Here is a 25,300-nt window from a genome sequence, read left to right on the forward strand (position 1 = left end):
CCACCGGGCGGCATAATTATTCTGGGTGTATATTGGCGCTCGCGAAAAAAATGTCAATCAAACTAAGGCTCGATTATCGCGCTTCTTTACGCATGAGTTGATGCATTTTTTGCCCGTTGGCCGGGCTTTGCCCGCGTTTTTTCAGCGCGCATGCCGGACTTGTCGCCAACATTTCCGGAAGCGGGCTAGCGCTACCGACATCCCGCCTATATATAGAGCCCAGTTTCCACGGCGCGGCGCGTGCAGCGGCTTCTCTCTCACAGGTGTTCAAAAATGCACCACGGGACCAAAGAAAAACCGTCTTTGCCACCCAAGTTGGGGAAAACCTTAAAAATGGAATCTGCCTGACAGGGCTATCCCTTGTCATGGAGTCATCCGGTATTGTAGTTTCTCTTTAAAGAAAAAAGCTACATTTCGTGCGGCGGACCTAGTCACCCGGATAGATATGGTGTTTGCGCCTGGAGCAATCCGGGAACACTGGTGGATTCCGGATAACGAAAATGATTGGAGCCCAGGGCGATGAACTGGACAGACGAACGCGTTGAACTACTGAAGAAACTGTGGAGCGAAGGCTTGAGCGCAAGCCAGATCGCAGCACAGCTTGGCGGTGTGAGCCGCAATGCAGTGATCGGCAAAGTGCACCGTCTGAAGCTTTCGGGTCGCGGTAAGACGACGACCGCTGCTCCGCGCAGCAAGAAAGTCAATACGGTTGCAGCAGCGCCGCGTCCTGTAACGCAGCATGCGGGCGGCAGCACGCATACGGCCCATACGACGACGATGCGCACGGCAACGGTCACCAAGACGGTAGGCGCAACGGCACTGCAGATGGAATATGCAGCCGAAGTGGTGACGGAAACCGTCGTCAAGCCGGCTTCGAATGTGGTGGTGCCGATTTCGCGACGCCTCACTTTGTTGCAGCTCTCCGAGCGTACCTGCAAGTGGCCGATCGGCGACCCGCTGAACGAAGATTTCCACTTCTGCGGCAGTGAATCGGGTGAATCCAGCCCTTATTGCAGCTACCACTCCCGCCTGGCTTTCCAGCCGACGGCAGAACGACGCCGGGCACGCTGATCTAAGGGAATAGGTGAGTAAGGGAATAAGGGAGTATGCTTGACGATATCGTCGGCAGCTCCCTTTTTCTTTGCCTGCCGCCCTATTCCTTCACATACTGCCCTTCTGCCTTATTCCCGTACTCACCTACTCACCTACTCACTTACTCCCCTATTCCCCTCCTCATAGACCCTCAGCGTGCGATCCGCGATGCCGTCCCAGCTGTAATCGCGGGCGATCCAGTCGATGAGTTGCTGCGACTGTTCTGCCGTCAGCGGGTTGTCGCTCTTGCGGCGTAGCGCGGTTTTCAACGCATCGATATCGCCGAGCGGGAAATAGTCGTCGTCTGGCAGTCCGACTTCCAGATTGGCCGTGATGTCGCTGGCCAGCACATTGAGCCCGTAGCCCATCGCCTCCAGAAGCGCGATAGGCATACCTTCATGGCTCGACGGCAGCACGAATAGCCCAGCCTGACTGAAAAGCGCGGAGAGTTCCTCCCCCTGCAATGCCCCGGTCAGGACGACGCCCGGCACGGCCTCGGCACGGGTGCGCACCTCTCCCGCATAGGCGGCCGTATATTCCGCCGAGCCGATCAAGGCGAGTTTCAGCGATGGATCGGAGAGCTTGGCGAATGCCTCGATCAGATCGAGCTGGCGCTTTTCCGGTACGATGCGCGCGACCAGCGCAATATAGCGGCTCGGAACTAGCCCATGCTTTTCCAGCCAGCTTGGATCGCGGCTCGGCTCGCGCAGGGTCACGCCATTCGGGATGAAGGTGACGGGAACGTTATAGCGTTGCCCGACCGTTTTCGCGATATCGTTGGAGACGGCGATGCGGGCGTTTGCAAAGCGCATTCCCCATTTTTCGCCAAGCTTCAATGTCGTGCGCGCCAGGCGGCCCCATTTTTGACGGTTATAATCGAAGCCGTGATGGGTCACGACCGTCCGCAAACCGAGCAGACGCGCAAGCGGCGTCACGAGTGCCGGGCCGATAGCGTGAATGTGCAAAATGTCGGGCCGTGTGAAACCCGCGCGCAGCACGCCCAGAAGGGTATGCACGATGGCTTCGAACTTCATCGACGTCGGCGCCCAGATCGGCGTGACTTTCACGCCTTCCCAGACATAGGGCTGTTTGTTGGGGAGATAGGGGCTGCGGCCCACCACTTCGACATCCCAACCCTTAGCGATGTAAAGACGGGCCAGTTCTTCGACATGTCGCTCCACGCCGCCCTGCACATTGGGTACGCCGCGCAGGCCGAGCATCATAACACGTCGCTTTTTAGCCCTTTGTTCCATCAAAGCGCTCCCAGTTCCCCGTAAAGTTCCAGTGTCCGGTTCCGATAAGCCTCCGGCGAGAACTCCCGACCAGCCCAGGTGCGGCCAAGACGGCCCATCCTGCGCCGGGCCTGCGGGGGCAGACTGGCGGCTTCGCTCATGACGCGGGCAAGGTCTTCAGCATCGCCGGTTCTGGCCACCATGCCGGTCTCGCCCGGCACGATCATTTCGGGAATACCGCCAATGTCGGCGCCAATCACCGGCACGCCAAGCGCATAGGCCTCCAGAATACTGATCGGCGCATTTTCATACCATTCCGACGGCAGGATCAGCGCCTTGGCCTCGCCAATGAGCCGGTGCAGCCGCTCGCCCGAGACATAACCCGCAAACGTAATATCGCCGCCGGTTTCAGCCGCCAGCGCCCGCAAACTTTGCTCTTCCGGGCCGGTGCCTGCAATCACCAGTTTCTGGCCGGCAATTGCGGCTGCGCGGATCAGCGTGCCAATGCCCTTTTCCGGGGCCAGACGGCCCACATAGGCGAAATAGTCGCCTTCATGCTCGAAGGGTTCGAGATTATCTGTCTGTGCGAAATTCGGGATATAGACCAGCTTTTCCTCCGGCCAGCCCCATTCGATCAGCTTCGAAATATAGAACCGGCTCGGCACCACGATGCGATCGAGCGTGTTGCGATAAAGGCCGAGCGTGCGATGGATCGCCGTTTCGACCAGAACCAACCCGCTCAACGCCGTCGAATCCTTGATGCATTTATGGACTGCGACATTGTAGATACGCCCGCCCTTGCAGCGCTCGCAAATCTGGTTATGCGACAGCATCTTATAGGCCGGACAAGCAAGCTTCAGATCATGCGCGGTCATGACGGTGGGAATACCCGCCGCTTTCAGCACCGGAAAGATCGACGGCGACAGGTGATGATAAACATTATGCGCATGCGCGACGTTCGGGCGAAAGCGCTCGATCAGCGCCTTGATGCGGTCGCGCGCTTCCCATGAATAGATGATCTTGCCTGCCTGCGCGACTTTGGTGAGAAGGCCACTCTCGCGCCAATATTCGATTTCCGACACGAAATAGGACGACCAGTCGGAGGCGAAATTGTCCGGATGCTGCATGGCAAAGGGAGCCGTCTCCCATCCAATCTCGGAAAAGAGCTTGATATGGTCGAGAAAAACCGCTTCGGCCCCGCCGCGACGGTAAAAATAATTATTGATTGCCAGCAGGCGGTGATCCGGATCGGCAGCTTTCATCAGGGAGCACCTTCCTCTGCTCCGATATGAGCCAGCGCATCGCGTATCGACAAAACTTCCGCGCCGCTTTGTGCCGCATGGGAAACCAGCTTTTCGAAGGTTTCCGGCGTGCAACCGAAAGGCGTCGGCCTGTCGCTGATATCATGCGTATAGAAGATCAGCCAGCCGGGATTTGCGACGAGATCGTCGATCCAGCGGGTCAATTGCTCCGCATGCTGCTCCGGCTGCCTTATCTCGACGGCTTCCAGAAAGGCGAGATCAACCGCATCACGATTGATGCGCTCGCCGCCACTGCGGCAGGTGGCGAAGCGGTCGGCAAACAGGCCGCGCGAGCGCATCGACGAGGCGCAATAGGGATAGGCGAAATTGCGCCGCCCGACCCGGTTCGGTTCGAACCCGTGCAGATAAGCGTGGTTGCGGTCAAGATCGGCCGCCAGGTCGCGCGCGCCGACCGAAGGCACATTCCAATGTGCGTATGTATGGCAGCCAATGTCGTGCCCGGCCTCGGCCAGCCTGCGGAGCCCGTCTTCGGTGATCAGCCGCCGGTGGGTTTCGACGGAGCCGACCAGACCACCGGCAATATAAAACGTGCCATGAAAGCCGTAGCGTTCCAGTATCTTCGCCCCTGCGCTTTCAGCACTGTCGGGAACATCGTCGAATGTGAAACTGATGATCCGCCGGTCCTTCGGCAGTGGAAAGGGCCGCAACGGAAAACTGCGGCTCAGCGCGTCATGCAGGCGGTTGTTCAGCCGGTCCAGACGTGCCCGCGCCCAGCCCAATCTGTCCTGCTCCCCCAATTTTTCCTGTCCCATTGTCTTTACCAAGCCTTTGCCCCAAAAAGCTTAACTTACAAGTCGCGCCTTCGCCTGAAGGCGCATGCCGAAAACGGCAATCATCAAACAAAACCAGACGGCGCTGCCATTCTGGAAAAACGTGCTTTCCATGCAGGATGCATAGAGGCCGTACAACCACAAACGGCTGAAAAGAAGCGTCAATGCCGGATCGTTCCCCGTCGCTTCGGCTGCTTTGATATAACGTAGCGGCAGGATCATCAGCCAGATCAGCATCAGGATCAGGCCGAAAACGCCCGCATTGATCATCATATCCAGATAGGCATTATGCGCGTTGAAGGCTGCGACTGCCCATGTCGCCCCGCCTCCCCCGGCATAGACCATTTCCGGGGTTTTCCAGAAAGAGTCCAGCCCGTAACCGAATATCGGCTTTTTAGCGACTGCCGAAAAGGCTATGCGCCAAATATCGGCGCGGTTGGTAAATGTCGCGTCAATGCCGATGCTGGTGATCAGCTGGCGGATGGGGTCGGAAACCGCAGCTCCAATGGCGACGAAATTGAACGCCGCCACCCCGCCGATCGAGATCGGAATGCGTGTCCAGCGCCAATGCGTGAAGATCAGCGATATGATGGCAATGAAGGGCAGCATGGCCGTCGATGTCTTGCCGCCCGTGTGCAGCAGGAAGAAGACACAGAGCGCCACGACCAGCCCGCCTGCCTTACGATACCCCATTTGCCAGCCATAAAGGCCGAAGAAGCTGAGCAGCACCAATGCAGCAGCAGCAGCGTTCTTGTGCGGAAAATGTCCGCGCCATGCGCCCGCCAGCATCGGCTCGATGACATTTGTTGCCTGATGGATGGCCCGGCTCGGCATGAAGATAACGCCGAAATAGGCAAAGCCGAGCGTGATGAACGACCCGATCAGCAGGAGCCGCGCCATCTGGGTGGCGGAGCGCGGCAAAAGCAGGAATATGCTGGCATTGAGCGCCATCAATACCGACAGCACCACCTTGCGGCTTGCGATCGAAGGATGCGCCGAGACAAGGGCCGTCACGAACATCCAGATGAACAGCATTACCAGAAGCGTTCGCGGCTGGAGAATGGTCTGGCGCAAGGGGCTGCTCAGGCCGCAAGCGATGAAGCCTGCGGTCAGTCCCAGCGTCAGCAGCTGGTTCAGCAGGTTCGATTGCCCTGCCGAGGCAGCAGTGCCCAGTTCAGCACTGGAAGTCGGATAGGGGCTGATCCCCACCCACATGAACAGAAACATGATCAGAAACAGGGCAACGCCCAGCGATGACGATACCGTCGTCAGGTCGCGGGGCGATGCTTTGACTGGGACAGGGGCCGTCACACGCCGATGGGAAGCGAGGTCAGACACGGCTCTCCCGATTTCTCCGCCAGGCGCCAAGATAACCCAGCGCCAGCGCCAGCGCCACGCCGAGACCGAGCCCCACGAAACCACCGGCTGCACCGAGCAACACGGTGCGCGGCGGCCAGCTGCGGCTGACGGGCGGGATCGCCGTCGAGATCACGCGGATATTGGTGGCGTCGAGTTGCTGGCGCTGATGCGTTTCCGTCGAGCGCGTCAGGAACGTGTTGTAGATGGACACTTTGGCGGTCATGTCGCGTTCGAGATCGGACAGCTGCACCTGCGCATCATTGTCCAGCGCTACCGCAGAGCGCGCCGTCGCGGCCTGCGCATTGAGCGCATTGACAACCGCATTGGCCTGATCGAGATCGACCTTTGCCGATTGCAGGATGCGCGAGCGTTCATTGGCGATCTGCTGTTCCAGCCCGTCGAGCTGGCGCTGCGTGTTGATAAGCTCGGGATAGCGCGGGCCATAGGTCATGGTCAGCGCATCGTAACGCTGCTTCAGCGTCGCATACTGGCTGCGCAGATTGGTCATGGTCGGCGATTGCAGCGTGCTTGCCGGGCCAACCGGGCTGCCCGTATCACGGGTCAGCTCGTTATAGCGGGTGCTGGCGTCGGTCTGGCGCGCCTTGGCATCGACCAGCTTCGTGTTGATCTGCGCCATGGACTGCGCGCTGACCAGTTCGCCGCCGGTGGTTTGAAGACCATGCGCGCGGCGGAAAGCGGCGACTTTCTCTTCCGCATCGGTGGCGGCTTTCTGCAAGGAGGTCAGGCGTTCCGACAAGGCCGCAGCAGCGCGACCTGCGCCATCGGCATCCGCCTCTGCCACTTCTTCCTGAAACGACTGCGCCAGAGTATCGGCAACCTTGACCGATTTTTCGGGATTATCAGTCCAGACACCGATGGTCACGAGATAGGACCGCTCTGGACGGCTCACGACAATGCGTTGTGACAAGGCGCGCACCGCCGTCAGCGTGTCGTCGGATGCACCCTTCGGTTTGCCAAGTCCAACCAGCGCGCGCAGATCGAAACCGGCAGGCGGCGGTACGAATTCCGGATCGCTTTGCAGGTTGAGATCCTGCACGACACGACGCAGCACATTGCCCGACACCAGCATTTTCATCTTGCTTTCGATGTCGAGAATCTGGCTGTCAGCCTGAAGGCTCTGAGCATAGATATCGTTGGGCAAAAGCTGCAAGCCGGATGGCGGCACCAGCATATCCGTATAGGCCGTATAGCGCGGCTTGGCCGTCATGCCATAGGCAAGGCCCGCCAGTGCACCGGCAAGCGCGAGAATGACGATCCATATCCAGCGGGCGCGCACCCATTCGAGTGCCGCCCAGAGATCGATTTCCGGCAGCATGAGCCCGCCGCCGTAAGACCCCGTCTCCTGCTTCACTGGACGGGATGCAGGCGGCGGATCGAAAGCAGGTGTATCGGAAACGGAGGCTGGCCTTGGATATGACGGCGCATGGTTCTGCGCCAAAGCCTGGTTCCATTGCTCGAGCGTCTCTGCACCGCGCTTTTGAGCAACCGGTTGCTGAGCCTTCGAAGCAAGGTCACGCAAGGTGTACATTGATCGATCCTATGGTTGGGCCTTTGATCGCCCTCGTGTTGCCCCGTCGCGCAAAAAGCGCCTTTGCCTTGTTTATATGAGAAGATTAAAAAAATTGGTTAATCACAACTATCGGGCAGCAATACGCGATAAAACTGGAAAATACATGACCTGTTCAGTTAGGGTTCATATTTCAACGCTACATGTGCAATAAGCAGAATAACCGCAGATCAAGACAATATTGAGTAAGTCGGGAGAGGGAAACAACCTTTCCGCAAAAGCCATGCCGGGCTGGACCGAGGCGCAAAGCCGACATCGGCAGACAATGCCCGACACAGATTACCCCCTAAATCCGCAGTAAGAAATGTTGAAACGCTACTGGCCCACCTTGTTGTCCTATGCCGCATCGAGTGGCAGTCTGTTTGCAGCCAATGTGGCGCAGCTGCTGACTTTTGCCATTCTGGCACGGTATCTCGGATCACACGAGTTCGGGCTTTTCGTGACCGTCATGGCGATCACGGCCATAGCGAATTACATTTGCGGACTTGGCGGAGCCGAATGCCTCGTGCGGCGCGTGGCGCAAAACCGGGCCATCTACCCCGCCATGCTCGGGCACAATATCATCCTGATCGTCACAAGCGGCGTCGTGCTGGTAGTGATCGGCATGATCCTGCTGCCGTTCTGGCTTGAATCCGTCCCGGAATTCGCCAGCAATTATCTCGGCATGTTTTTCCTGCTCGTCACCAATATCGTGCTTGTCCGCGCCATTCTTCTCGTCGAACAGATCTATATCGCCCATACCGACTTCGTATCGGCCAACCTGTCGGTGGTCGGTTTTGCGGTGGCGCGCACGCTGGCCGCAGTCATTGCCTGCCTCGTCTTCGATATTTCAACCGTGGTGCAGTGGGCCTACTGGCAGTTCGGCTGCCATGTGCTGGTGCTGGCGATCTATGTGTGGTTTTTGCGCCGGCTCGGCGCGCCGCAATATCGAATCGTGCGCGAGGAAATCCGGCTCGGCATCATGTTCGCCTCGCAGTTCATTTTTCGCGCTATTCGCCAAAATGCCGACCTTCTCATCCTCGGCGCGCTTGTCGCACCCAGCATCGTCGGCAGCTATGGCGTAACCCGCCGTATCGTGGACAGCAGTATGCTGACCATCGAGGCTATGAACCGTCTCGTCTATCCGCGCCTGTCGCAAGCCAGCGCCAACGGCATTCACCACGCATTGCCGATCACGCTGCGTCTGCTCGGTGCTTCGCTTCTGATCGGAACGCTGACCTCGCTGGTCATCTTCATCGCCGCGCCCTATCTCCCTCTTCTGTTCGGCCAGGAATATACGACGCTGATCGCCTTCTGCCGCACACTGTGCTGGATCACGATCTTCGTCGCTCTGTGGTCGATTGCAGTGGATTTGCTCGGTGCTGCCAGCCAGCACGCCTATCGCACGGCGGTGCTGAATGTCGGTAATATTTTGGGTGCGCCGCTTCTGGCGGCAGCCACCTGGTACGCCCCGATCACCGGCACGTTCACCGCCATTTACTTTATTGAAATATGTATCGTGTTGGCTTCGTGGTGCTGCGTCTTCTATCTCGTCAAAAGAAGCCGCGAGGCTGCTGCAAGGAAAGAGGTTCAAGTTTAAGCCCGGTCCGCCCGGGCAGAGGGGCAGGGTATAGTGGGGTTCACATCTGTCGCGGATACAAGGACACACCGGGTCCGGTCCATGCGTGTCGACGACATACCAGCGGTGCGCGACCTGTTCAGACAGGTCTTCCGACCCGAAGCCACCTCGAACGACGAGAGTTTCGACCGCTATTTCCAGCAAGTTTTCTTCGAAAACCCCTATTACGATGCCGATCTGTGCAGCATCGTGCATGAGGACAGCAAGGGCGAGATCGACAGTACGCTTTGCGTGTTGCCCATCCCCTATCATGTCGACGGCAAGATCGTCATGGGAAGGCTGCTCTGCGCCTATATGATGCGCCCCGGCAGCTCACCACGCGGCGCGGCGGAACTGACGCTGACCTTGCGCTCCCGGCGCAATGATTTCTCCTTCAGCGACAGTGCAGCACCCGTCAGCACCCGCCATTTCAGCGCAGTCGGCGGCATCACGCTCGATACCCATGGCCTTGCCTGGACCCGGATTTTCCGCGCTGCCAGTTATGTGGCCCAGTTCGTCGCCGAACGCCGCGCCGCCTTGCGCGGCTGGCCTGCGACAAAGGTCGGCCAGCTTCTGGACCCTCTCGTTCCGCTGCCCAAATTGCGCACTTTCACCAATGGCAAGCTGACGGTGCAGGACATTGAGCAAAGCGACGCCATCGGCCTGATCCGTCACTTCCTGCCGACCTATGACGCCTATCCGGCATGGACGGAACAGGACCTGCACTGGGTCTTGAACCTTGCCCGCGACAACCGCGCCGCCGGTGCGCTCCGTTCCTGCTCGGTTTCCGGCACGAGCGGCGAGCCGGTGGGTTTCTTCTGCTATTATGCCCGGCCAAACGGGATTGCCGAAGTGCTCAGCATTCTGGCGCCGAAAAACCGCGAGCAAGCCGTGGTCGAAGTCATGCTGTCCCACTTGCAGGAGGCCGGGCATATCGCGGCGCAAGGCCGTGCAGACCCGCACTTTCTCGGCGCGCTGTCGCAGCAATCGGTGATGTTCTTCCGCCTGAAAGCCAATGTCTGTGTGGTGACCGCCAATCCAGATGTGCTGAACGCCCTCGACCACAACGATATCTTTGTCGGCGGACTCGCGGGAGAAAGCTGGAGCAGGCTTGTAACCGATTTCCAGTGAGGTTCTAGCTAGAGCAGTTCCAGCAAAAGTGCGAAGCGGTTTTGCGCAGGATAATGCGTAAAAACAAATAGATAGATCGGCTCCACGATTCCGTTTTAACCGGAAATGCTTAGTGGCTGAACCGGCGTTCGAGCAGGAAGAACGTCGTCGGCCCATTGGCGCTGGCGCCGTTATCGAGACGAAACTCCACTGTGCCCTCGCCGGTCGCAACGGGCGCATGAAGCTTGCCGTCGAGGCCGATGGCGGACAGTTTCCAGACCGATGCGGCGCCTGCAAGCCGGATAACGACGCGGTTGCGCAGCAGTGTAACGGGCAGACGCCCCCAATCCTCGATCACCTTTTGCGCGCTGTCGCGAAAACGCATATCCGTGTTGCGCGCATCGGTGGCAAAAATCACCAGCATCTTTTCGCTGGTCGCGAGGGGTTGTTCATCGAGCGCCGACACGGAAACGAGGCCGCGCTCTTCGGCATTGCCAAGTGTCACAACCCCGAGCGTCAGACTGTCCTTCAGATCGGCAAAGGCCAGAGCTTCGGTGCGGGGTGTCACCACCCGCATGCGGCTGCGGTCCCGTTCCAGCAAGAGTTCCCCGGTCGCGCTGGCGAAGATGCCACGATAGGGATCGGTCGGATTGTCCTGCGAAAGCAAGCCTGCCTGTTTCAAACGCCCCAGAACATTATCCAGCGCGACACTGCGATAATTGATCTCGATGCCGCGTGTCACGGTTTCCGGCCATTGCAGACCGGAGGCGAAAAGCCCGATACCGCCGATCAGCGCCAGCGGTTTCAGCCTTTCCGGCTCGCGCGCCTCAAGCGAATCTCCCAAGCTGGCTTCGCCCTGCATCATGAAGGGAACGGTAAAAGTTGCCGTTTTGACATCGCGGCGCCGGAACAACAGCGAGGCCAGCGTTTCGCCCGCCCGCGCCACCGGATCGACCGCAAATGTATAGGGAACAATGCGCTGGCGAAGCGGCTCCGCCTCGTCGAAACCGAGCGTGACCGGCCCCTGCCCGTGGCGGCAAATACCGTCCCAGCCCTGCAAGGCGGCATAGGCCGGAAACACCAGCCCGGCTTCGTAGCGATAGCGGTTCCAGAACAGATGTTCATATTCGGTAACAAAGAACGGACGCCCGATCCAGCGCCCCGCCGCAAGCTCGCTTACATAGAAAGCGGCCTCAGCGATGGAGCTGTTCTGCTTCATCGTCGTTCCCGGTTCCATTGAGCCGGTCCAGTCGTGATAGGTATTGGCGCTGACCACTTGTTGCGGCATGCGCGACAGCGCGGTCTGGACCGTGAACCAGTTATTATAGGGTGCGATCAGCCCCTTATAACCCAGCGCCCGATAGGCAGCCTCGAAGCGCGCGGCCAGCGCCTGTTCCCGCTCGACGGCGAAAGCCTGAAAATCGTGCAGCCGCCGACCGCCGCCGGAGCGGCTTTGTGGCAGTTGCACCGTTCCCGCTTCAAGGCTTTCGCCAGCGGCAAGCCCGCCCCAGGCGCGCGACAATGCAGCCGTGCCGGTATAACGTTTTTTCAAAAACGCATTGAAAGCCGGGGCAAATCCCGGCCAGAACGGCCCGCTCGCTGGCCTGCCATGCACGAAACTCGTGAATTCAATGCCATTCTCATTGAAGGGAACAATCAGCGCCAGCGCCGGGTCGTGCAGCGGGGCCAGCCCCGTATAGGGATTGACCGTCGCATAGACTTCCTTTTGAAACCGCAACCAGTGGTCGAACGCGGTGTCGTCCACATAGATGCGGCGTTTCAGATTGCCTTCCGGCCCCCAGCGGTTGATATCCTTGCCGCCGAGCGCGCCGCTTTCCGCCGTCAGCCCGTCGATGGTCCAGTAGATGCCCTCGCGTTTCAACGCCGCCATCAGATAGCGAATGCGGTCCAGCGCCTGTGGGTCGAAGTTGAAGTCGCCATCCCGACCCAGCATCAGGTCGGTGTCGATGAAATGCAGCCGCGCAATATTGTAGCCATGGAGACGCAGCTGCCGCACATAACGGTCGATGAAGGCGTGGTCGATTTTCCCGGCTGACGGCAATCGCCAGGAGAGCGACGCGCAAAACAGGCGCTGAGGCTCATCCGGCTTTGCAACCCGGACCAGACGCCCGGCGGCATTGGCGACGATGCGACCTTGCTCATTGATCGCAGGGTTGGGCAGAAAGGACGAGAAGTCCAGAGGGCTGCCCGGGGCCATTTCCAGCCGGGTTTCGGTGACCGGCATCCACTCTTCCGCGCCAGCCGTTACCGGCCAGCACGCCAAAGCGCCGAGACCGGCAAGGCAGGTTAGGAAAGCGGCGCGCGGCTTTCTCATGTCGTCTCTTTGAGAGGCTCTTTCGATATTTCTTTCACAACCCGGCTTTCGATCCAGTCCCGCGGCTTTCGGCGCGACTGGAAGAAGCCGAGCGGCATGGCGGCTGCGTGGAAAATCCACGCAACAACCGCGTAGACGCCAAGCGAAACGCTGCGCTCGCGGATCGACATCAGCACGAAAGGCAACAGCGCGAAAACGAGGGCTGCGACAGGCCCCCAGGGCGTGACGAAACCCAGCAAAAGTGCGGCGAGCACCACCAGCCACCAGACATAGACCGCGCCCCAGAGCCGCAATTCCGGCAGTTCCTTTATAACGTTCTTCCAGTGCGGCTGCCCGACTGCCGCGCGCAGCACCTCGCCCGTGCCGCGCAGATATTTGCTTTTCCAGCGGCGTGTCAGAAGCTTGTAGGCATTCATCGAATAGCCGAAATGCTGCACGAATGGCCGGTCGAGACGGTGCAATTTCCAGCCATGGGTACGCAGCCGCACGCCCGCGTCAAACTCCTCATGGCCATGCAGGTTGCGGTCGGAGAAATAGCCTGCCTGTTCGATTGCGGCACGACGGTAGAGCCCGCCGCCATTCATCCGGTCGATGTTACCAGCCTGCTTTTCGGGCGTATGCCTGCGGGCGCGCCGCTGAAATTCAAGGCTTTCCAGAATCTGGTCCACCACATGGCCGGTGACGCCACCGGCTTCGGGGTGGTCGGCCATATATTGCAGGGCTGCCGGAAAAAAATCCGGTTCGATGATCATGTCCCCGTCAATCAGGCCGACGAAAGGTTGCGTGGAATATTGAAAGCCCAGTTGCGGCCCCAGACCGCAGCTCGCCCGCGCAGGCGCTTCGATCTGCACCACACGCACCGGATAGGCGCTGGCAATCTCCACCGTGCGATCTGTCGAACCGCTATCGGAGACGATGACTTCGACCTGTTCGTCCGGCAAGGCTGCAAGCGCGCTTTCAATCGCGGCGGCGATGCGCTGTTCTTCATTCAAAGTCTTGATGATGATCGAAACTGACATTACCCCGCCTTGCCCGCTACCGGTTGGTTATCGACAGTCATCGCTTGAAGCACATACACTTCTTGGATGTTTTCCAGAGTTTCATAGTTCCGTTTAGTTTCAAATAAACTAAACACCGCTATGCCAATATCGAATCGGCAATGCATATTGGCGGATAAGCTTATCAACCGGCAAAACAAACAGATATTTCAAGGCTACTGATGTCGAATGCCAATTTTCAAATAGAAGTACACAGTCGCGTTGATGATATATCCGAAGACTGGCCCGACGCAAATGACAGCAGCGGCAGCGCATTGTTCGTCTTTCAGTCGAAAACGTTTTTGCGCGCCTGGGAAGCGAGTTATGGCCAAGCCCGCAAGGCCCAGCTTTGTCTGGTCGAGGTGCGCGACCAGGAACGGCGCCCGGTCCTTTTTGTCCCCCTTTACATCCAGCAGCAACATGGCGCGCGCGTCCTCGCTTTCACCGATGACGGTGTGGCCGATTACAATGCGCCGATCCTTTCCGACCATGGGCAGACATGGGATGCCGCAAGTGCGGAGGCGCTGCTGCAATCCATTATCGCCGCTCTGCCGCCCTTCGACATAGCGGCTTTCGACAAGATGCCGGAAACCATCGAGGGCCGCCCCAATCCGTTCTGGTATATTTCCAACCGCGATTGCGATGAGGCAACGCAATGGATCACGCTCGACCGGGCACAGCCCGATATCGAAGCATCGATCCGCGGCCTGCGCACCTTAAAAAAGCGCGCCAAGGCGCTGCGTCAGGCAGGCCGCTATCGCTTTCTCGTCACGCGCACGCCGGAAGAACGCGCCACCATTCTCGACGCCATGCTGCGGCAGAAGCAGCGGCGCTTCGTGGAAACCCGCGTGCCGGGCTTCGACGCTCATCCCGAAAAGCGCCAGTTCTTCGAGCTGGTGACGGAACCGCTCGCCGCCCACAACGCCCTGCATTTCTCCGCCCTGACCATGGACGACGAGGTGGTCGCCACCATGTGGAGCGTCACGCGCAACGGGCATTATTGTGCGATGATCACCACTTTCGAAGATGGTGTCTGGAACAAATATTCGCCCGGCAAGGTGCTGATCCTGCGCCTGATCGAAGCGCTGAAAACCGACAATTACGCCTGTTTCGATCTCGGCTTCGGCAATGAGCCGTGGAAGCAGGATTTCGCAGACCGCACGATCCCCTTGCGTGATTATGTTGCCGCCCGGACAACGCGCGGGAAACTGTCTCTGGCAAGCCAGCAACTGTTACGATCGCTGCGCTCCACCCGACTTTATCAGCGGCTTCGCCCGCTCAAATGGGAATTGCTGCGCCGGTTCTCGCGCTGAACGCTCAGCCCTCGCGCTTCGGCAGGCGCACCATGAAGGTGGAGCCTTCGCCAAGCTGCGAGCGGACGACGAGGCGTCCGCGATGGCGGGCCAGAATATGCTTGACGATGGCAAGCCCCAACCCGGTGCCCTTCTGCGCCCGGCTGGTTTCCACATCGATGCGGTAAAACCGCTCGGTCAGACGCGGCAGATGTTCGGCAGAGATGCCCGGCCCGAAATCCTGCACCGAAGCCACGACTTCCGGCGCGCTGCCGGTCTCGTCCTGCTCCAGCGTGACGATGACTTTCTTGCCGCCCTGCCCATATTTGCAGGCATTTTCGACAAGGTTCTGGAACACCTGTATCAACTCGTCGCGGGCACCCGTGACCAGCACCGGACGATCCGGCAGATTGCGTTCGATGACCACATCCAGATTGGCGGCAAGCGGGGTCAGCGTGTCGGTGACATGGTTGATAACAGCCGTCAGGTCGACGCTTTCATTGACCGCCAGATGCGCGCGCATTTCCAGCCGGGACAGAGACAGGAGATCGTCAATCAGACGCGACATGCGCTCGGCCTGCTTCTGCATGATATCGAGAAAGCGGTCGCGGGCGGCAACGTCATTGCGCGCCGGACCCTGCAAGGTTTCGATGAAACCGCGCAAGGAGGCGAGCGGCGTGCGCAATTCATGGCTGGCATTGGCGATAAAATCGGACCGCATGCGGTCGATGCGGCGCGTCTCGCTCTGATCGCGGAAGATGAGCACGAAGAGTTCCGGCCGCCCGTCCATATCCGGCAGCGCCTTGACCATGGCCTTGTACCAGCGGTCGATTGGCACACGCTCGAAATATTCAATGCTGCGGGGCTCGCCATCGGCAATAACGCCCTGAATGAGCGCATGCATTTCAGGGGCGCGGAAGCGCAGATAGAGCGCCGTTCCGCTTTCCAGCGATTGAAAGGCTTCAAGCGCCGCCGCATTGGCGAACAGCACCGTGCCGCCATGGTCGAAAACGATCATCGGATCAGTAAGCAGATCGGCCAGCCGCTCGCCGGAAACACCGGCCATCTCGCTGTGGTCTTCGTCCTTGACCGGCGCCGCTTCGGGTTCACCACTACCGACTTCATTCGCGACCCACACCGCCCCCAGCACCACCAGAGCCAGAAGCGCAGCCCGGAACCAGAATGGCAGTTCCAGAGCCATGACGCAGACCGCCAGAACCATGCTGACGATGAGAACGCCTTTTACCCTGCCTAGCGGCGCAAAAATCGACGATTCCTGAACCTGCGCCGTCTGGGCGGTCTTGGCATCCTCGGTATGGCGGTTGTCTTCACTCATTTTTGTCCCTCAGGCGTGCCGAAGATCTGCCCCAAAATCCACAGCGACGTCTTTACGCACCTTCTTATCTGCCCATATCATGGATTGATATAAACGAAAGGGAATTGCCGTGGGTGACAGTTCGAAGACAGCTAACAAAAAGAACGACAAGAAAAGCGATATCCCAGCCATTGATAAGCCGCTGAAGCTGAAAATCGGCGGCGAAACCCGCAAGTTCGATATCAACGATCCCAAGCTTCCCAACTGGATTGACGATCAGGCGCTGCAGTCCGGTGGCTATCCCTATTCATCCCGCATGAAGAGCGATGAATATGAGGCGACGCTCGAACGCCTGCAGATCGAGCTGGTCAAACTGCAATACTGGCTGCAATCGACCGGCGGACGCGTCATCAGCGTCTTTGAAGGGCGCGATGCGGCTGGCAAGGGTGGTACCATCTTCACCATCCGCGAATTCATGAACCCGCGTACCGCGCGCAACGTCGCCCTGCCAAAACCCACCCCCACCGAAAGCGGGCAATGGTATTTCCAGCGCTATGTAGCGCATTTTCCCACGGCGGGCGAATTCGTCACCTTCGACCGCTCCTGGTATAACCGGGCTGGCGTTGAAGCGGTGATGGGCTTCTGCACTCCTGCGCAGCTTGAAATCTTCCTCACCGAAACGCCCGATTTCGAACGGATGATCGTGACGGACGGCATTCACCTGTTCAAGTTCTGGCTCGATATCGGGCAGGAAATGCAGCTGAAACGCTTTCACGAGCGCCGCCACAGCCCGCTCAAGAGCTGGAAATTCTCGCCGATGGATGTGGCCGGTATTTCGCGCTGGGATGATTATTCCGCAGCACTCCACACCATGCTGGAACGCACCGACAGCGGCTATGCGCCATGGACCATCGTGCGCTCCAACGACAAGCGGCGCGCACGACTGGCCGCCATCCGGCGTATCCTTTTGACCCTCCCCTATGACGGACGAGACCTCGACGCCATCGGCCCGGAAGATCAGTCCATTATCGGGCGCGGTTCGGCATTCATCACGCAGTCGACGGCATCCAAGTAAAAAATACTCGGCCTGTGCGGCGTTTTCTCCCAAAGATGTGGTTTGCGCACCAGCTGCCACAGCGCCCGCCAGGCCGAGAGCGAAATCAGCACCCAATAAATCGGTATTCCCGGCAGATAGGCATAACCGCCGCGTTCTGTCGGCTCCATGGTTTTTGCGCCGAGCAGATAGAAGCTGAGATAGGCCAGCAGAATATTCACCACATCCAGTACCAGCAGCCAGAGACTGGCGGGCGTCAGCGGCTGCGCGAGCAGCTTTACGACCAGGACGATCAGCGTCACCAGCATGAACGGATGCAGCAGCGCCGAAGCAATAATGCCAAGCGTATAAATCTGGTTGATCGCAAAGCGCCAGCCGCCAAGCTGGTGCAAGGCCGTGTAAGGGTCGCGGGCATGCACCAGCCATGTCTGTATCCAGCCCTTGATCCAGCGCGTGCGCTGCTTGCGCCAGACAGCGTAATCCTCAGGCGCATCCTCGATGGTGCCTCGACTGATTATGCCGATACTGTAGCCATAGCGCGCCAGACGAATGCCCAGATCGGCATCTTCGGTTACGTTGAAAGCATCCCAGCCGCCGACCTCTTCGAGACACGACCGGCGGAAATGATTGGACGTGCCGCCAAGCGGAATGACCAACCCCCGGCTGGCCAGCCATGGCAGAAGCCCGCGAAACAGTGCCGCATATTCAAAGGCGAACATGCGCGTCAAAAGATTATGCCGGAAATTGCCGATGATCAGCGGCGCCTGCACGCAGGCAAGCTGTCCGCCGCCGCGCCGGAAAGCCTGCCATGCCTCGCGTAACTGGTCGGGATGCGGGCGGTCCTCGGCGTCGAACACCGCAACTATCTCGCCGCGCGCAAATTGCAATGCATAGTTCAGCGCATTCGGCTTGGTGCGCGGCCCACCCGGCGGCACGGTAATGACCTCGAAATTCGCAGGCAGAGGATGACGCTCGATCGCGAAGCGGGTTTCGACATCGTCTTCCTCGCAGACGAGCTTGATTTCCAGCTTGCTGCGTGGCCAGTGGATCCCGTTGAGCGCGGCAATCAGCTGGCCGATTACCTCTTTTTCCCGATAAAGCGGCACGAGCACGGAATAGACCGGCAACTCACTTTTCTTCAGCGGGAAGAGTTCCACAAAGCACAGACGCCCGCCGCTCGTCACCGCGAACAGCCGGATCAGCACGCAGCCGAAGAAGAACAGCGTCATCAGGACATGGATGGCAAGAAAAGTCTGGAGCGGCCAGTTGATGAGGGCGGCGATCAGCAGATAAAGCGCCATCGCAATGACGAAGGCTTGCCAACTATGCAAGACGCGGGCTGCCGAAAGGGTTTGCGGCGTCATCTGCCGCGCCCGGTCAATCAGCCGCGCGCGGTATCGCCGTCGCAAGATCTGCCTGAGAAGTGTAGGCGTGCAGATGCGGATACGCCTGCGCAGCGACGGATTTGCACGCACATGCTCAAGCAGGCTCCTGATCCGATGCTCCGCCGGCGCAATATAAAGATATGTCGTGCCATCAGGCCCGATGGTCGTGACCTGCGCGACATCGGTGAGCCGCAGCAAGCCCTCTTCATCCGACATGAATACGCGAGACGGCAGTATTTCCTGCGTGAACTCCAGCCCCAACAAGTCTGCAATCGCTTCGAAAACCGCAATTTCCGTCATGCCGGGCTGCTGAACAAGTTCGGCGCAGAATGTGGTCCCGTTGCGCACGGCTTCGCCATAAGCCCTGATAAGCAAACATCGTGCAACTCCGCGCCGCTGCAATCTGGCAGATATGGCGCCGCATATCTCCAGATCGAAGCCAATCGATCCGTTATTCATAACGCCCCCCGACGTTCGCCAAATATAAATCAGATATATTTATTTTATTGATTTATAATAGTAGAATATAATTATGAGCTACTACCTTTCTCCTCGCTTTTTATTGAAAAATGAAAGTAAAAAAATATTATAAAAATGCAACCATTATTTTAAGCCCCAGTCACCATGCAACTCTTGCAAGTTGCGCGTTAACGCGAAATTATGCCGAAGCTGATAGGAAGCCTGCCCATGAAACGGTGTCTTTCAAGCTTGATGATTTTAGCTGGCGCGATGGCGGCGAGCCCGACCGCGTTTGCGCAGACGGCACCGGCTGCTCCGGATTTCCTCAACCAGAGGGAACGCCTGCCCCTGCCTTCGCTGCAAAGGCTGACGCGGCTGCGTTTCATTACCACAGTGGATTTTCCGCCGTTCAACACGCTCAACAATCAGGGGCAGCTCTCTGGCTATAATGTCGATCTGGCCAAGGCGCTCTGCCGCCAGCTCGGCATCGAGGATATCTGCCAGATCGAAGCAGTACCCTGGAACGAGCTGGAAGACCGTGTCCTGAAAGGTGATGCGGAGGCGATTATCGGCGGCTGGCAACCCACCGAAGCGCGGCGGAAGGATTTCGTGTTTTCGCGCAGCTATATGCGCCTGCCCGCCCGCTTCGCGACGCAAAAGAGCAAGAGTTTTAACCAGCCCGCTTCGCTCGCAACACGCGGCAAATCGGTTGGCCTTGTTGCGGGTACCGCGCATGAGCAATTGCTCAAGAGCTATTTCCCACAGGCGCTGGTAAAACCCTATCCGGATCGCGCAGCCATGCTGGCCGACCTGAAAGGCGGCAAGCTCGATAGCGTGTTCGACGACGGCATGGCGCTGTCCTTCTGGCTCAATGATGCCGAAAGCGGCAATTGCTGCGCCCTGACCGATGGCCCCTATCTCGCGCCGCAGTATCTGGGAACCGGCCTCAGCATCGCCGTGACTGGCGAGAACGCCGCCATCGCCAGCGCCATCAACAATGCGCTGCAAGCCTTGCAGCAAAAGGGCGTCCTGACCGAATTGTACCTGCGTTATTTCCCGACAAGCTTTTACTGAGCCCGGGTTGAATCAGCCGGATAACACTTTTCGGCCACCCCACGCCCAAATGCGCATTTCAAATGACGGCATTTGCTGCACACGCTCCCCACAGGGGGCCAAACATGCGTGCCATTTTGACGCAGAGCATAGACTCAACGATTTCGGATTTCACAAATTTTTGAAACTTCCGACATAACAATACTTACAGTAATAAAGTAAAAATGTTTACTATCAAGCACTTTTGGGAAATTTCAGCCGCTAAAAGGTTGACAAAGCGACCGATATCAAGCAGTTACGCGCCGCTTTTACCACAAACATAAGTTTAAATACATCGATTTATTTTGACTTGAAGAAACAATCGCCTGATCCCTAATCTGTCATGGGGAGAAGGAGGATTTATACGATGTTTGATGGCGTTCCTGCACAATGGCACAAAACTCCGGAACAAACCAAACGCTCGCCGAATGAAGCGGCGTATGTCTTTCTGGGGATCATGCTGGCAGCATTGACCGTACCGGCGGCGTTTCTCGGCTGGGCACTGTTCCAGAGCATCGGCTCGCTGCTGCACTGAGCGGTTTTCGGGTCAGAACGCAATTCACCCGGCTTGAGGAGACCGGGGCTGCTGTGGCGTGATCTGTAAACCATTGGGGACATCCCGGTGAGGATGTTCGTGAAACAAGATTTTGAGCAAATGAAAAGCCCCGCCGGATAGCGGGGCTTTTGCTTTTTTTGTTTCAGGGCTGGCGGTCAGAGACCGCCGGCCGAGCCATTCGGCGCATCATGGGATCGCGTCTGCTCGATTGCATCATCCTCGTCCTCCGGCTTCTTCGGCGGCTTGCGCGCGATGATGCTGTAGAACATCGGAATGAAGAGCGTCGCAACGAAGGTTGCAACCAGCATACCGCCGATAACGCCCGTACCGATGGAGTGACGGCTGGCCGAGCCTGCGCCCGAGCTGATTGCCAGCGGCACCACGCCGAGAATGAAGGCCAGCGAGGTCATCACGATCGGGCGGAAACGCAGGCGTGCCGCAGACAATGCCGCATCGAAGGCGGATTTGCCCGTCTCGCGTTCCAGCACTGCAAATTCCACGATCAGGATCGCATTCTTTGCCGCAAGACCGATGAGTGTCACCAGACCGATCTGGAAATATACGTCATTGGTCAGTCCGCGCAGATGGGTGGCCAAAAGCGCGCCGAAGATTGCGAAAGGCACCGCCGTGATAACGGCAAGCGGCAGGCTCCAGCGCTCATACTGGGCAGCCAGGATGAGGAACACCATCAACAGACCGAAAATCATGGCCTGCGTGCCGGTGCCGCTGGTCGTGACTTCCTGATAGGCGGAACCCGTCCACGCGATCTGGAAGCCCTGCGGCAACACTTCCGCCGCCACTTCCTGCATCGCCTTGATGGCGTCGCCCGAGGTGTAGCCCGGCGCCGGGTTGCCGGTGACCTTTGCAGCGTTGAACGCGTTGAAACGTTCGAGCTGGTCGGGACCGACGATGCGTTTGACGGTCACAAGAGCGCTCAGCGGAATCATGCTGCCGGAGTCGGCGCGCACGAACACGTGTTTCAGATCGCTCGGATCGCGGCGGAACTCTGCCTCGGATTGCAGGTTGACCTGATAGTTACGACCAAACAGCGTGAAATCGTTGACATAGACACTGCCGAAGGTCGCCTGCATGGCGGTGAACACCGAGTTGATCGGCACGCCCATCGCCTTGGCCTTTTCGCGGTCAAGCTGGATGTCGTATTGCGGAACATTCGGATCGAATGTCGTGCGTACACCTGCAAGCTCGGGCCGCTTGGCGGCTGCATCAGTGAGCAGCTTCGTGGCATTGGTCAGCGATTCCACACCACCGCCGGTACGGTCCTGAACATAAAGTTCGAAACCGCCGGTCGTGCTGAGGCCGAGGATCGGCGGCGGGTTGAAGGCCAGCACAAGGCCGTCCTTGATCCCCGCATTCATGCCCATGATGGCGCCCGGCAGGTTGCGCGCGTCGAGATCCGGCGTCGTGCGTTCCTTCCAGTCCTTAAGCATGATGAACATGGTGCCCGCACTGGTCTTCAGACCGCCCGACAAGAGGTCGAAACCCGAAACGGCAAACACGTTTTCCACGGCTGGATGCTTGCGGATATTTTCGCTCGCCTGATTGAGAACCGCCGTCGTGCGTTCCAGCGAGGCGGCCGGAGGCAGGATGGCGACACTGAACAGGAAGCCCTGATCTTCATCCGGCAGAAGCGAACTTGGAACCTTCTGGAACAGGAAATACGTGCTGCCCAGAAGACCTGCAAAGATCAAAAGGCCGATGGCAACGCGCTTGAGGAAGAAGCGAACGCCCGCCGTATAACCTTCCGTAACCCGGTCGAAGAATCGGTTGAAGATGCGGAACGGCAGGATCGGCTCATGATGTCCCGGCTTCAGGATCAGCGCGCAGAGCGCCGGTGTCAGGGTCAGCGCCACAGTACCGGACAGCACTACCGAGATCGCGATGGTGACGGCGAACTGCTTGTACATTTCACCGACGAGACCGCCCATGAAGGCAACCGGAATGAACACCGCGCAAAGCACGAGAACAATCGCGATAACCGGCCCCGTCACTTCGCCCATGGCCTTGATGGCGGCCTTGCGCGGCGAGAGCTTCTCGGTCGTCATGATACGTTCGACGTTTTCAAGCACCACGATGGCGTCGTCCACGACGATACCGATGGCAAGAACCAGACCGAACAGGGTCAGAAGGTTGATCGAGAAGCCCAGCACATACATGCCCGCAAATGTACCGATGATCGAGATCGGCACCGCGATAACGGGAATAAGCGTTGCGCGCCAGTTTTGCAAGAAGATGAACACCACGAGGACAACGAGGATAATAGCCTCGATGAAGGTGTGGATGACTTCCTCGACCGAAACCTTAATGAACTTGGTCGTGTCGAACGGGATGGAATAATTGATGCCCGCCGGGAAGCTGGCCTTCAGCTCATCCATACGGTTCTGGATGAGTTCCATCGTGTTGAGCGCGTTTGCGCCCGGCTGCAGATAGATCGCAATCGGAACGGCGGGCGTTCCATTAAGATTACTATCGACGAGATAGCTTTCGGTGCCAAGTTCCACGCGCGCCACGTCTTTCAGACGCAACGTCGCCGCATTGGGGCTGGACCGCAGAATGATGTTTTCGAAGGCCTTTGTATCCGGCAGACGGCCCTGCGTCGTCGCCGTATAGGTGAACGGACCGGCCTGCGGATCAGGCTGATCGCCGAAGCGACCTGCAGCAAACTGCGCGTTCTGTTCCTGAATGGCGGTCTGAACGTCGGATGGCGTCAGATTATACTGCGCGAGCTTGTCCGGGCGCAGCCAGATACGCATCGAATAATCGATATTGCCGAGCAGCTGCACATCGCCCACGCCCGACAGACGCTTCAGATCGTCGATGACGTTCAAAAGCGCATAGTTACCGACATAGGTACGGTCATAGCGTCCCTCTTCCGCGAACATGGCGACCATGCCCAGAATGGTGGTGGAACGCTTGTCCACTGTCACGCCGAGACGCTGCACTTCCTGCGGAAGCGAAGAGGTCGCGCGCTGAACGCGGTTGTTGACATTGATCGTGGCCTGATCCGGGTCGGTGCCCAGCGCAAAGGTCACAGTCAGCTGCATGGTGCCGCTGCCAAGGCTCGATGACTGCATGTAAAGCATGTTCTCGACGCCGTTGATCTGCTGCTCCAGCGGCGCGGCGACGGTTTGCGTCACCGTTTCCGCGCTTGCACCCGGATAGGTCGCGGTGACCACCACCTGCGGCGGCGTCAGCTCCGGATATTGGGCGATCGGCAGGATGCGGATGCAGATAAGCCCCGCAAGCACAAGCACAATGGATATGACCGCCGCGAAAACGGGGCGGTCTACGAAAAACTTATTCATTTGTTGCCTGCCGCCTGTTCCTTGCCAGCTTCAGCCGACGATGCTTCCTTGTTGCCAGCAGCCGCCGCCTCCACAGGCTGCACCTTGGCGCCCGGATGCGCCTTGATGACGCCTTCGGTCACAATGCGGTCGCCTTCCTTGAGGCCATCGGAAATCAGCCATTCGTCGGCGAGTTCACGCGCGACCGTGACCGGGCGCACTTCCACGACATCATCCTTGTTCACGACATAGACGAATTGCAGCTGCGGGCCCTGCATCAGGGCAGCCTTCGGGATCGTCACGGCGTCTTTCACCTGAATGCCGAGAATGACGGCGCGCACGAACTGACCGGGGATCAGGCGGCGATCCGGGTTCTGGACCACGGCGCGGGCGCCGAGCGTTCCGGTTTCCGTATCGAGCGACGACGAGGTGAAGTCGATCGTGCCTTCATGGTCATAGGCCTGTCCGTCACCGAACAGGATCTTGATCTTGAGACGGTCGGCGTCCTCGCCCGTCGCGCCGCGTTCGGCGCGCAGCCGCTGGATTTCAGCGGCTTCCGTGTCGGTGAACGAGAAATTCACATAGACCGGATCAAGCTGCGTGATCGAGGTCAAAAGGCTCGATGTCGCGTCGGTGCCGATAAGGCTGCCCTCGGACACCTGTTCCTGGCTGGTAATGCCGCTGATCGGCGCGGTCACCTTGGTATAGCTCAGATTGAGTTCGGCAGTGCGCAACTGCGCCTGCGCGGCGGCGACAGCGGCCTTGTTCAGATCGCGGGTCGCGAAGGCCGTATCGCGGACTGCCGTGCTCTGCACCTTCTGCTGGACCAGTTGTTCGGCGCGCTCGGCATCGCGGATGGACTGCTGATACTGCGCCTGCGCCTGCGCAACCTGAGCCTGCGCTTTTTCAAGCTCGGCCTGATAGGGCGCTGGATCGATTTCGAACAGCACTTCGCCGGCCTTCACCTCGGTGCCTTCGACGAAGTTGCGATGCAGGAGAATGCCGCCGACGCGGGCGCGAACCTGCACGTTACGATAGGCGCTGATGCGCGCTGCATATTCATAGGTAACGGGCACGTCGTGCGGTCTGATCGTCACGACAGAAACCTGCGCAGGCGGTGCGCCTGCGGGTGCCTGTGCAAAAACAGGCTGCCCTGCAAAAACAAGAAAAGCGGCTCCCGCCGCAAAAAGCCGGATAGAACGATGGATGGTCATGATGGGTGTTGCCCTTGCTGTCGCCCCGGTGGTGCCCATGAGGTGCGGCCAATTAAACATACATATCTGTTTGTAAACACGATTTGCGATGCTATAGTCAATAAGCTCAAAGGTAGATCACGAATGATTTATCCACGGTACAGCCGAAAAAGCAAGGAAATCCAGTCTTTTCCGGCAGATTGAGACAAA

At 58.7% G+C, this 25,300-nt stretch carries 18 protein-coding genes; 7 read left to right on the forward strand and 11 right to left on the reverse strand.

Features of this window, described 5'->3' with window-relative positions; all coding sequences use genetic code 11:
- Positions 1-519 precede the first annotated feature (519 nt).
- Positions 520-1,071 carry a GcrA family cell cycle regulator gene (locus tag WIX40_RS12210; RefSeq protein WP_109368343.1) on the forward strand — a complete coding sequence of 184 codons (552 nt, stop codon included), beginning with the start codon at positions 520-522 and terminating at the stop codon, positions 1,069-1,071.
- Between the two features lie 134 nt (positions 1,072-1,205).
- On the opposite strand, the gene WIX40_RS12215 is transcribed toward WIX40_RS12210, so the two are convergent.
- The 5 genes from WIX40_RS12215 to WIX40_RS12235 are packed head-to-tail and all read right to left on the reverse strand — an operon-like array spanning position 1,206 to position 7,324.
- On the reverse strand, positions 1,206-2,345 hold the full coding sequence (locus tag WIX40_RS12215) for a glycosyltransferase family 4 protein (RefSeq protein WP_121537238.1): 1,140 nt from the start codon (positions 2,343-2,345) through the stop codon (positions 1,206-1,208).
- The gene (locus tag WIX40_RS12220) at positions 2,345-3,586 is read right to left on the reverse strand and encodes a glycosyltransferase family 4 protein (protein WP_339440003.1); all 1,242 of its coding nucleotides are present in this window, start codon (positions 3,584-3,586) and stop codon (positions 2,345-2,347) included. Before WIX40_RS12220 ends, WIX40_RS12215 begins: the two co-directional genes overlap by 1 nt.
- A complete protein-coding gene (locus tag WIX40_RS12225) occupies positions 3,586-4,398 on the reverse strand; it encodes a polysaccharide deacetylase family protein (protein WP_171316691.1) in 813 nt (270 codons plus the stop codon). Before WIX40_RS12225 ends, WIX40_RS12220 begins: the two co-directional genes overlap by 1 nt.
- 30 nt (positions 4,399-4,428) lie before the next feature.
- Complete coding sequence (locus WIX40_RS12230) at positions 4,429-5,754, reverse strand: O-antigen ligase family protein (RefSeq protein ID WP_339440004.1); 1,326 nt, start codon at positions 5,752-5,754, stop codon at positions 4,429-4,431.
- On the reverse strand, positions 5,747-7,324 hold the full coding sequence (locus WIX40_RS12235) for a GumC family protein (protein WP_339440005.1): 1,578 nt from the start codon (positions 7,322-7,324) through the stop codon (positions 5,747-5,749). Before WIX40_RS12235 ends, WIX40_RS12230 begins: the two co-directional genes overlap by 8 nt.
- Before the next feature lie 343 nt (positions 7,325-7,667).
- Between WIX40_RS12235 and WIX40_RS12240 the strand changes: the two genes are divergently transcribed.
- Positions 7,668-8,942: a lipopolysaccharide biosynthesis protein gene (locus WIX40_RS12240; RefSeq protein WP_180917925.1), complete on the forward strand. Its 1,275-nt coding sequence runs from the start codon at positions 7,668-7,670 to the stop codon at positions 8,940-8,942.
- A gap of 81 nt (positions 8,943-9,023) precedes the next feature.
- Complete coding sequence (locus tag WIX40_RS12245) at positions 9,024-10,091, forward strand: hypothetical protein (RefSeq protein ID WP_339440006.1); 1,068 nt, start codon at positions 9,024-9,026, stop codon at positions 10,089-10,091.
- 109 nt (positions 10,092-10,200) lie between these two features.
- Here WIX40_RS12245 and WIX40_RS12250 read toward each other — a convergent pair whose 3' ends face one another.
- Positions 10,201-12,405 carry a glycoside hydrolase gene (locus tag WIX40_RS12250; RefSeq protein ID WP_339440007.1) on the reverse strand — a complete coding sequence of 735 codons (2,205 nt, stop codon included), beginning with the start codon at positions 12,403-12,405 and terminating at the stop codon, positions 10,201-10,203.
- The gene (locus tag WIX40_RS12255) at positions 12,402-13,424 is read right to left on the reverse strand and encodes a glycosyltransferase family 2 protein (protein WP_171316699.1); all 1,023 of its coding nucleotides are present in this window, start codon (positions 13,422-13,424) and stop codon (positions 12,402-12,404) included. The genes WIX40_RS12250 and WIX40_RS12255 overlap by 4 nt, the downstream gene beginning before the upstream one ends.
- A 200-nt stretch (positions 13,425-13,624) precedes the next feature.
- Between WIX40_RS12255 and WIX40_RS12260 the strand changes: the two genes are divergently transcribed.
- Positions 13,625-14,755, forward strand: coding sequence for a GNAT family N-acetyltransferase (locus WIX40_RS12260; protein ID WP_339440008.1), 1,131 nt, complete (start codon positions 13,625-13,627; stop codon positions 14,753-14,755).
- Positions 14,756-14,759: 4 nt separating this feature from the next.
- Here WIX40_RS12260 and WIX40_RS12265 read toward each other — a convergent pair whose 3' ends face one another.
- Complete coding sequence (locus WIX40_RS12265; protein ID WP_339440009.1) at positions 14,760-16,070, reverse strand: ATP-binding protein; 1,311 nt, start codon at positions 16,068-16,070, stop codon at positions 14,760-14,762.
- Between the two features lie 109 nt (positions 16,071-16,179).
- Between WIX40_RS12265 and ppk2 the strand changes: the two genes are divergently transcribed.
- Positions 16,180-17,124, forward strand: a complete 945-nt coding sequence (gene ppk2 / locus WIX40_RS12270) for a polyphosphate kinase 2 (RefSeq protein WP_109368334.1) — start codon at positions 16,180-16,182, stop codon at positions 17,122-17,124.
- Here the strand turns inward: ppk2 and WIX40_RS12275 are convergent.
- Positions 17,067-18,947 carry a glycosyltransferase gene (locus WIX40_RS12275; protein ID WP_339440011.1) on the reverse strand — a complete coding sequence of 627 codons (1,881 nt, stop codon included), beginning with the start codon at positions 18,945-18,947 and terminating at the stop codon, positions 17,067-17,069. The genes ppk2 and WIX40_RS12275 overlap by 58 nt on opposite strands.
- 228 nt (positions 18,948-19,175) lie before the next feature.
- Between WIX40_RS12275 and WIX40_RS12280 the strand changes: the two genes are divergently transcribed.
- Positions 19,176-20,021 (forward strand): transporter substrate-binding domain-containing protein, encoded by an 846-nt coding sequence (locus WIX40_RS12280; RefSeq protein WP_371834130.1) that lies wholly within the window; start codon positions 19,176-19,178, stop codon positions 20,019-20,021.
- 385 nt (positions 20,022-20,406) lie between these two features.
- A complete protein-coding gene (locus WIX40_RS12285) occupies positions 20,407-20,574 on the forward strand; it encodes a hypothetical protein (protein ID WP_167836049.1) in 168 nt (55 codons plus the stop codon).
- Between the two features lie 176 nt (positions 20,575-20,750).
- On the opposite strand, the gene WIX40_RS12290 is transcribed toward WIX40_RS12285, so the two are convergent.
- Positions 20,751-23,918 carry an efflux RND transporter permease subunit gene (locus tag WIX40_RS12290; protein WP_339440012.1) on the reverse strand — a complete coding sequence of 1,056 codons (3,168 nt, stop codon included), beginning with the start codon at positions 23,916-23,918 and terminating at the stop codon, positions 20,751-20,753.
- Positions 23,915-25,111 (reverse strand): efflux RND transporter periplasmic adaptor subunit, encoded by a 1,197-nt coding sequence (locus WIX40_RS12295; protein ID WP_171316709.1) that lies wholly within the window; start codon positions 25,109-25,111, stop codon positions 23,915-23,917. Before WIX40_RS12295 ends, WIX40_RS12290 begins: the two co-directional genes overlap by 4 nt.
- Positions 25,112-25,300: the final 189 nt, after the last annotated feature.

The sequence above is a fragment of the Ochrobactrum teleogrylli genome, assembly GCF_037482325.1.
GTDB classification, from domain to species: domain Bacteria; phylum Pseudomonadota; class Alphaproteobacteria; order Rhizobiales; family Rhizobiaceae; genus Brucella; species Brucella teleogrylli.

Coding starts and splice junctions, on each gene's coding strand:
- WIX40_RS12275 (WP_339440011.1), bottom strand. CDS start 18,947: ATGAATAACGGATCGATTGGCTTCGATCTGGAGATATGCGGCGCCATA.
- WIX40_RS12210 (WP_109368343.1), top strand. CDS start 520: ATGAACTGGACAGACGAACGCGTTGAACTACTGAAGAAACTGTGGAGC.
- WIX40_RS12285 (WP_167836049.1), top strand. CDS start 20,407: ATGTTTGATGGCGTTCCTGCACAATGGCACAAAACTCCGGAACAAACC.
- WIX40_RS12265 (WP_339440009.1), bottom strand. CDS start 16,070: ATGAGTGAAGACAACCGCCATACCGAGGATGCCAAGACCGCCCAGACG.
- WIX40_RS12260 (WP_339440008.1), top strand. CDS start 13,625: ATGTCGAATGCCAATTTTCAAATAGAAGTACACAGTCGCGTTGATGAT.
- WIX40_RS12225 (WP_171316691.1), bottom strand. CDS start 4,398: ATGGGACAGGAAAAATTGGGGGAGCAGGACAGATTGGGCTGGGCGCGG.
- WIX40_RS12240 (WP_180917925.1), top strand. CDS start 7,668: ATGTTGAAACGCTACTGGCCCACCTTGTTGTCCTATGCCGCATCGAGT.
- WIX40_RS12295 (WP_171316709.1), bottom strand. CDS start 25,111: ATGACCATCCATCGTTCTATCCGGCTTTTTGCGGCGGGAGCCGCTTTT.
- WIX40_RS12290 (WP_339440012.1), bottom strand. CDS start 23,918: ATGAATAAGTTTTTCGTAGACCGCCCCGTTTTCGCGGCGGTCATATCC.
- WIX40_RS12245 (WP_339440006.1), top strand. CDS start 9,024: ATGCGTGTCGACGACATACCAGCGGTGCGCGACCTGTTCAGACAGGTC.
- WIX40_RS12215 (WP_121537238.1), bottom strand. CDS start 2,345: ATGGAACAAAGGGCTAAAAAGCGACGTGTTATGATGCTCGGCCTGCGC.
- WIX40_RS12280 (WP_371834130.1), top strand. CDS start 19,176: ATGAAACGGTGTCTTTCAAGCTTGATGATTTTAGCTGGCGCGATGGCG.
- WIX40_RS12220 (WP_339440003.1), bottom strand. CDS start 3,586: ATGAAAGCTGCCGATCCGGATCACCGCCTGCTGGCAATCAATAATTAT.
- WIX40_RS12255 (WP_171316699.1), bottom strand. CDS start 13,424: ATGTCAGTTTCGATCATCATCAAGACTTTGAATGAAGAACAGCGCATC.
- WIX40_RS12235 (WP_339440005.1), bottom strand. CDS start 7,324: ATGTACACCTTGCGTGACCTTGCTTCGAAGGCTCAGCAACCGGTTGCT.
- WIX40_RS12250 (WP_339440007.1), bottom strand. CDS start 12,405: ATGAGAAAGCCGCGCGCCGCTTTCCTAACCTGCCTTGCCGGTCTCGGC.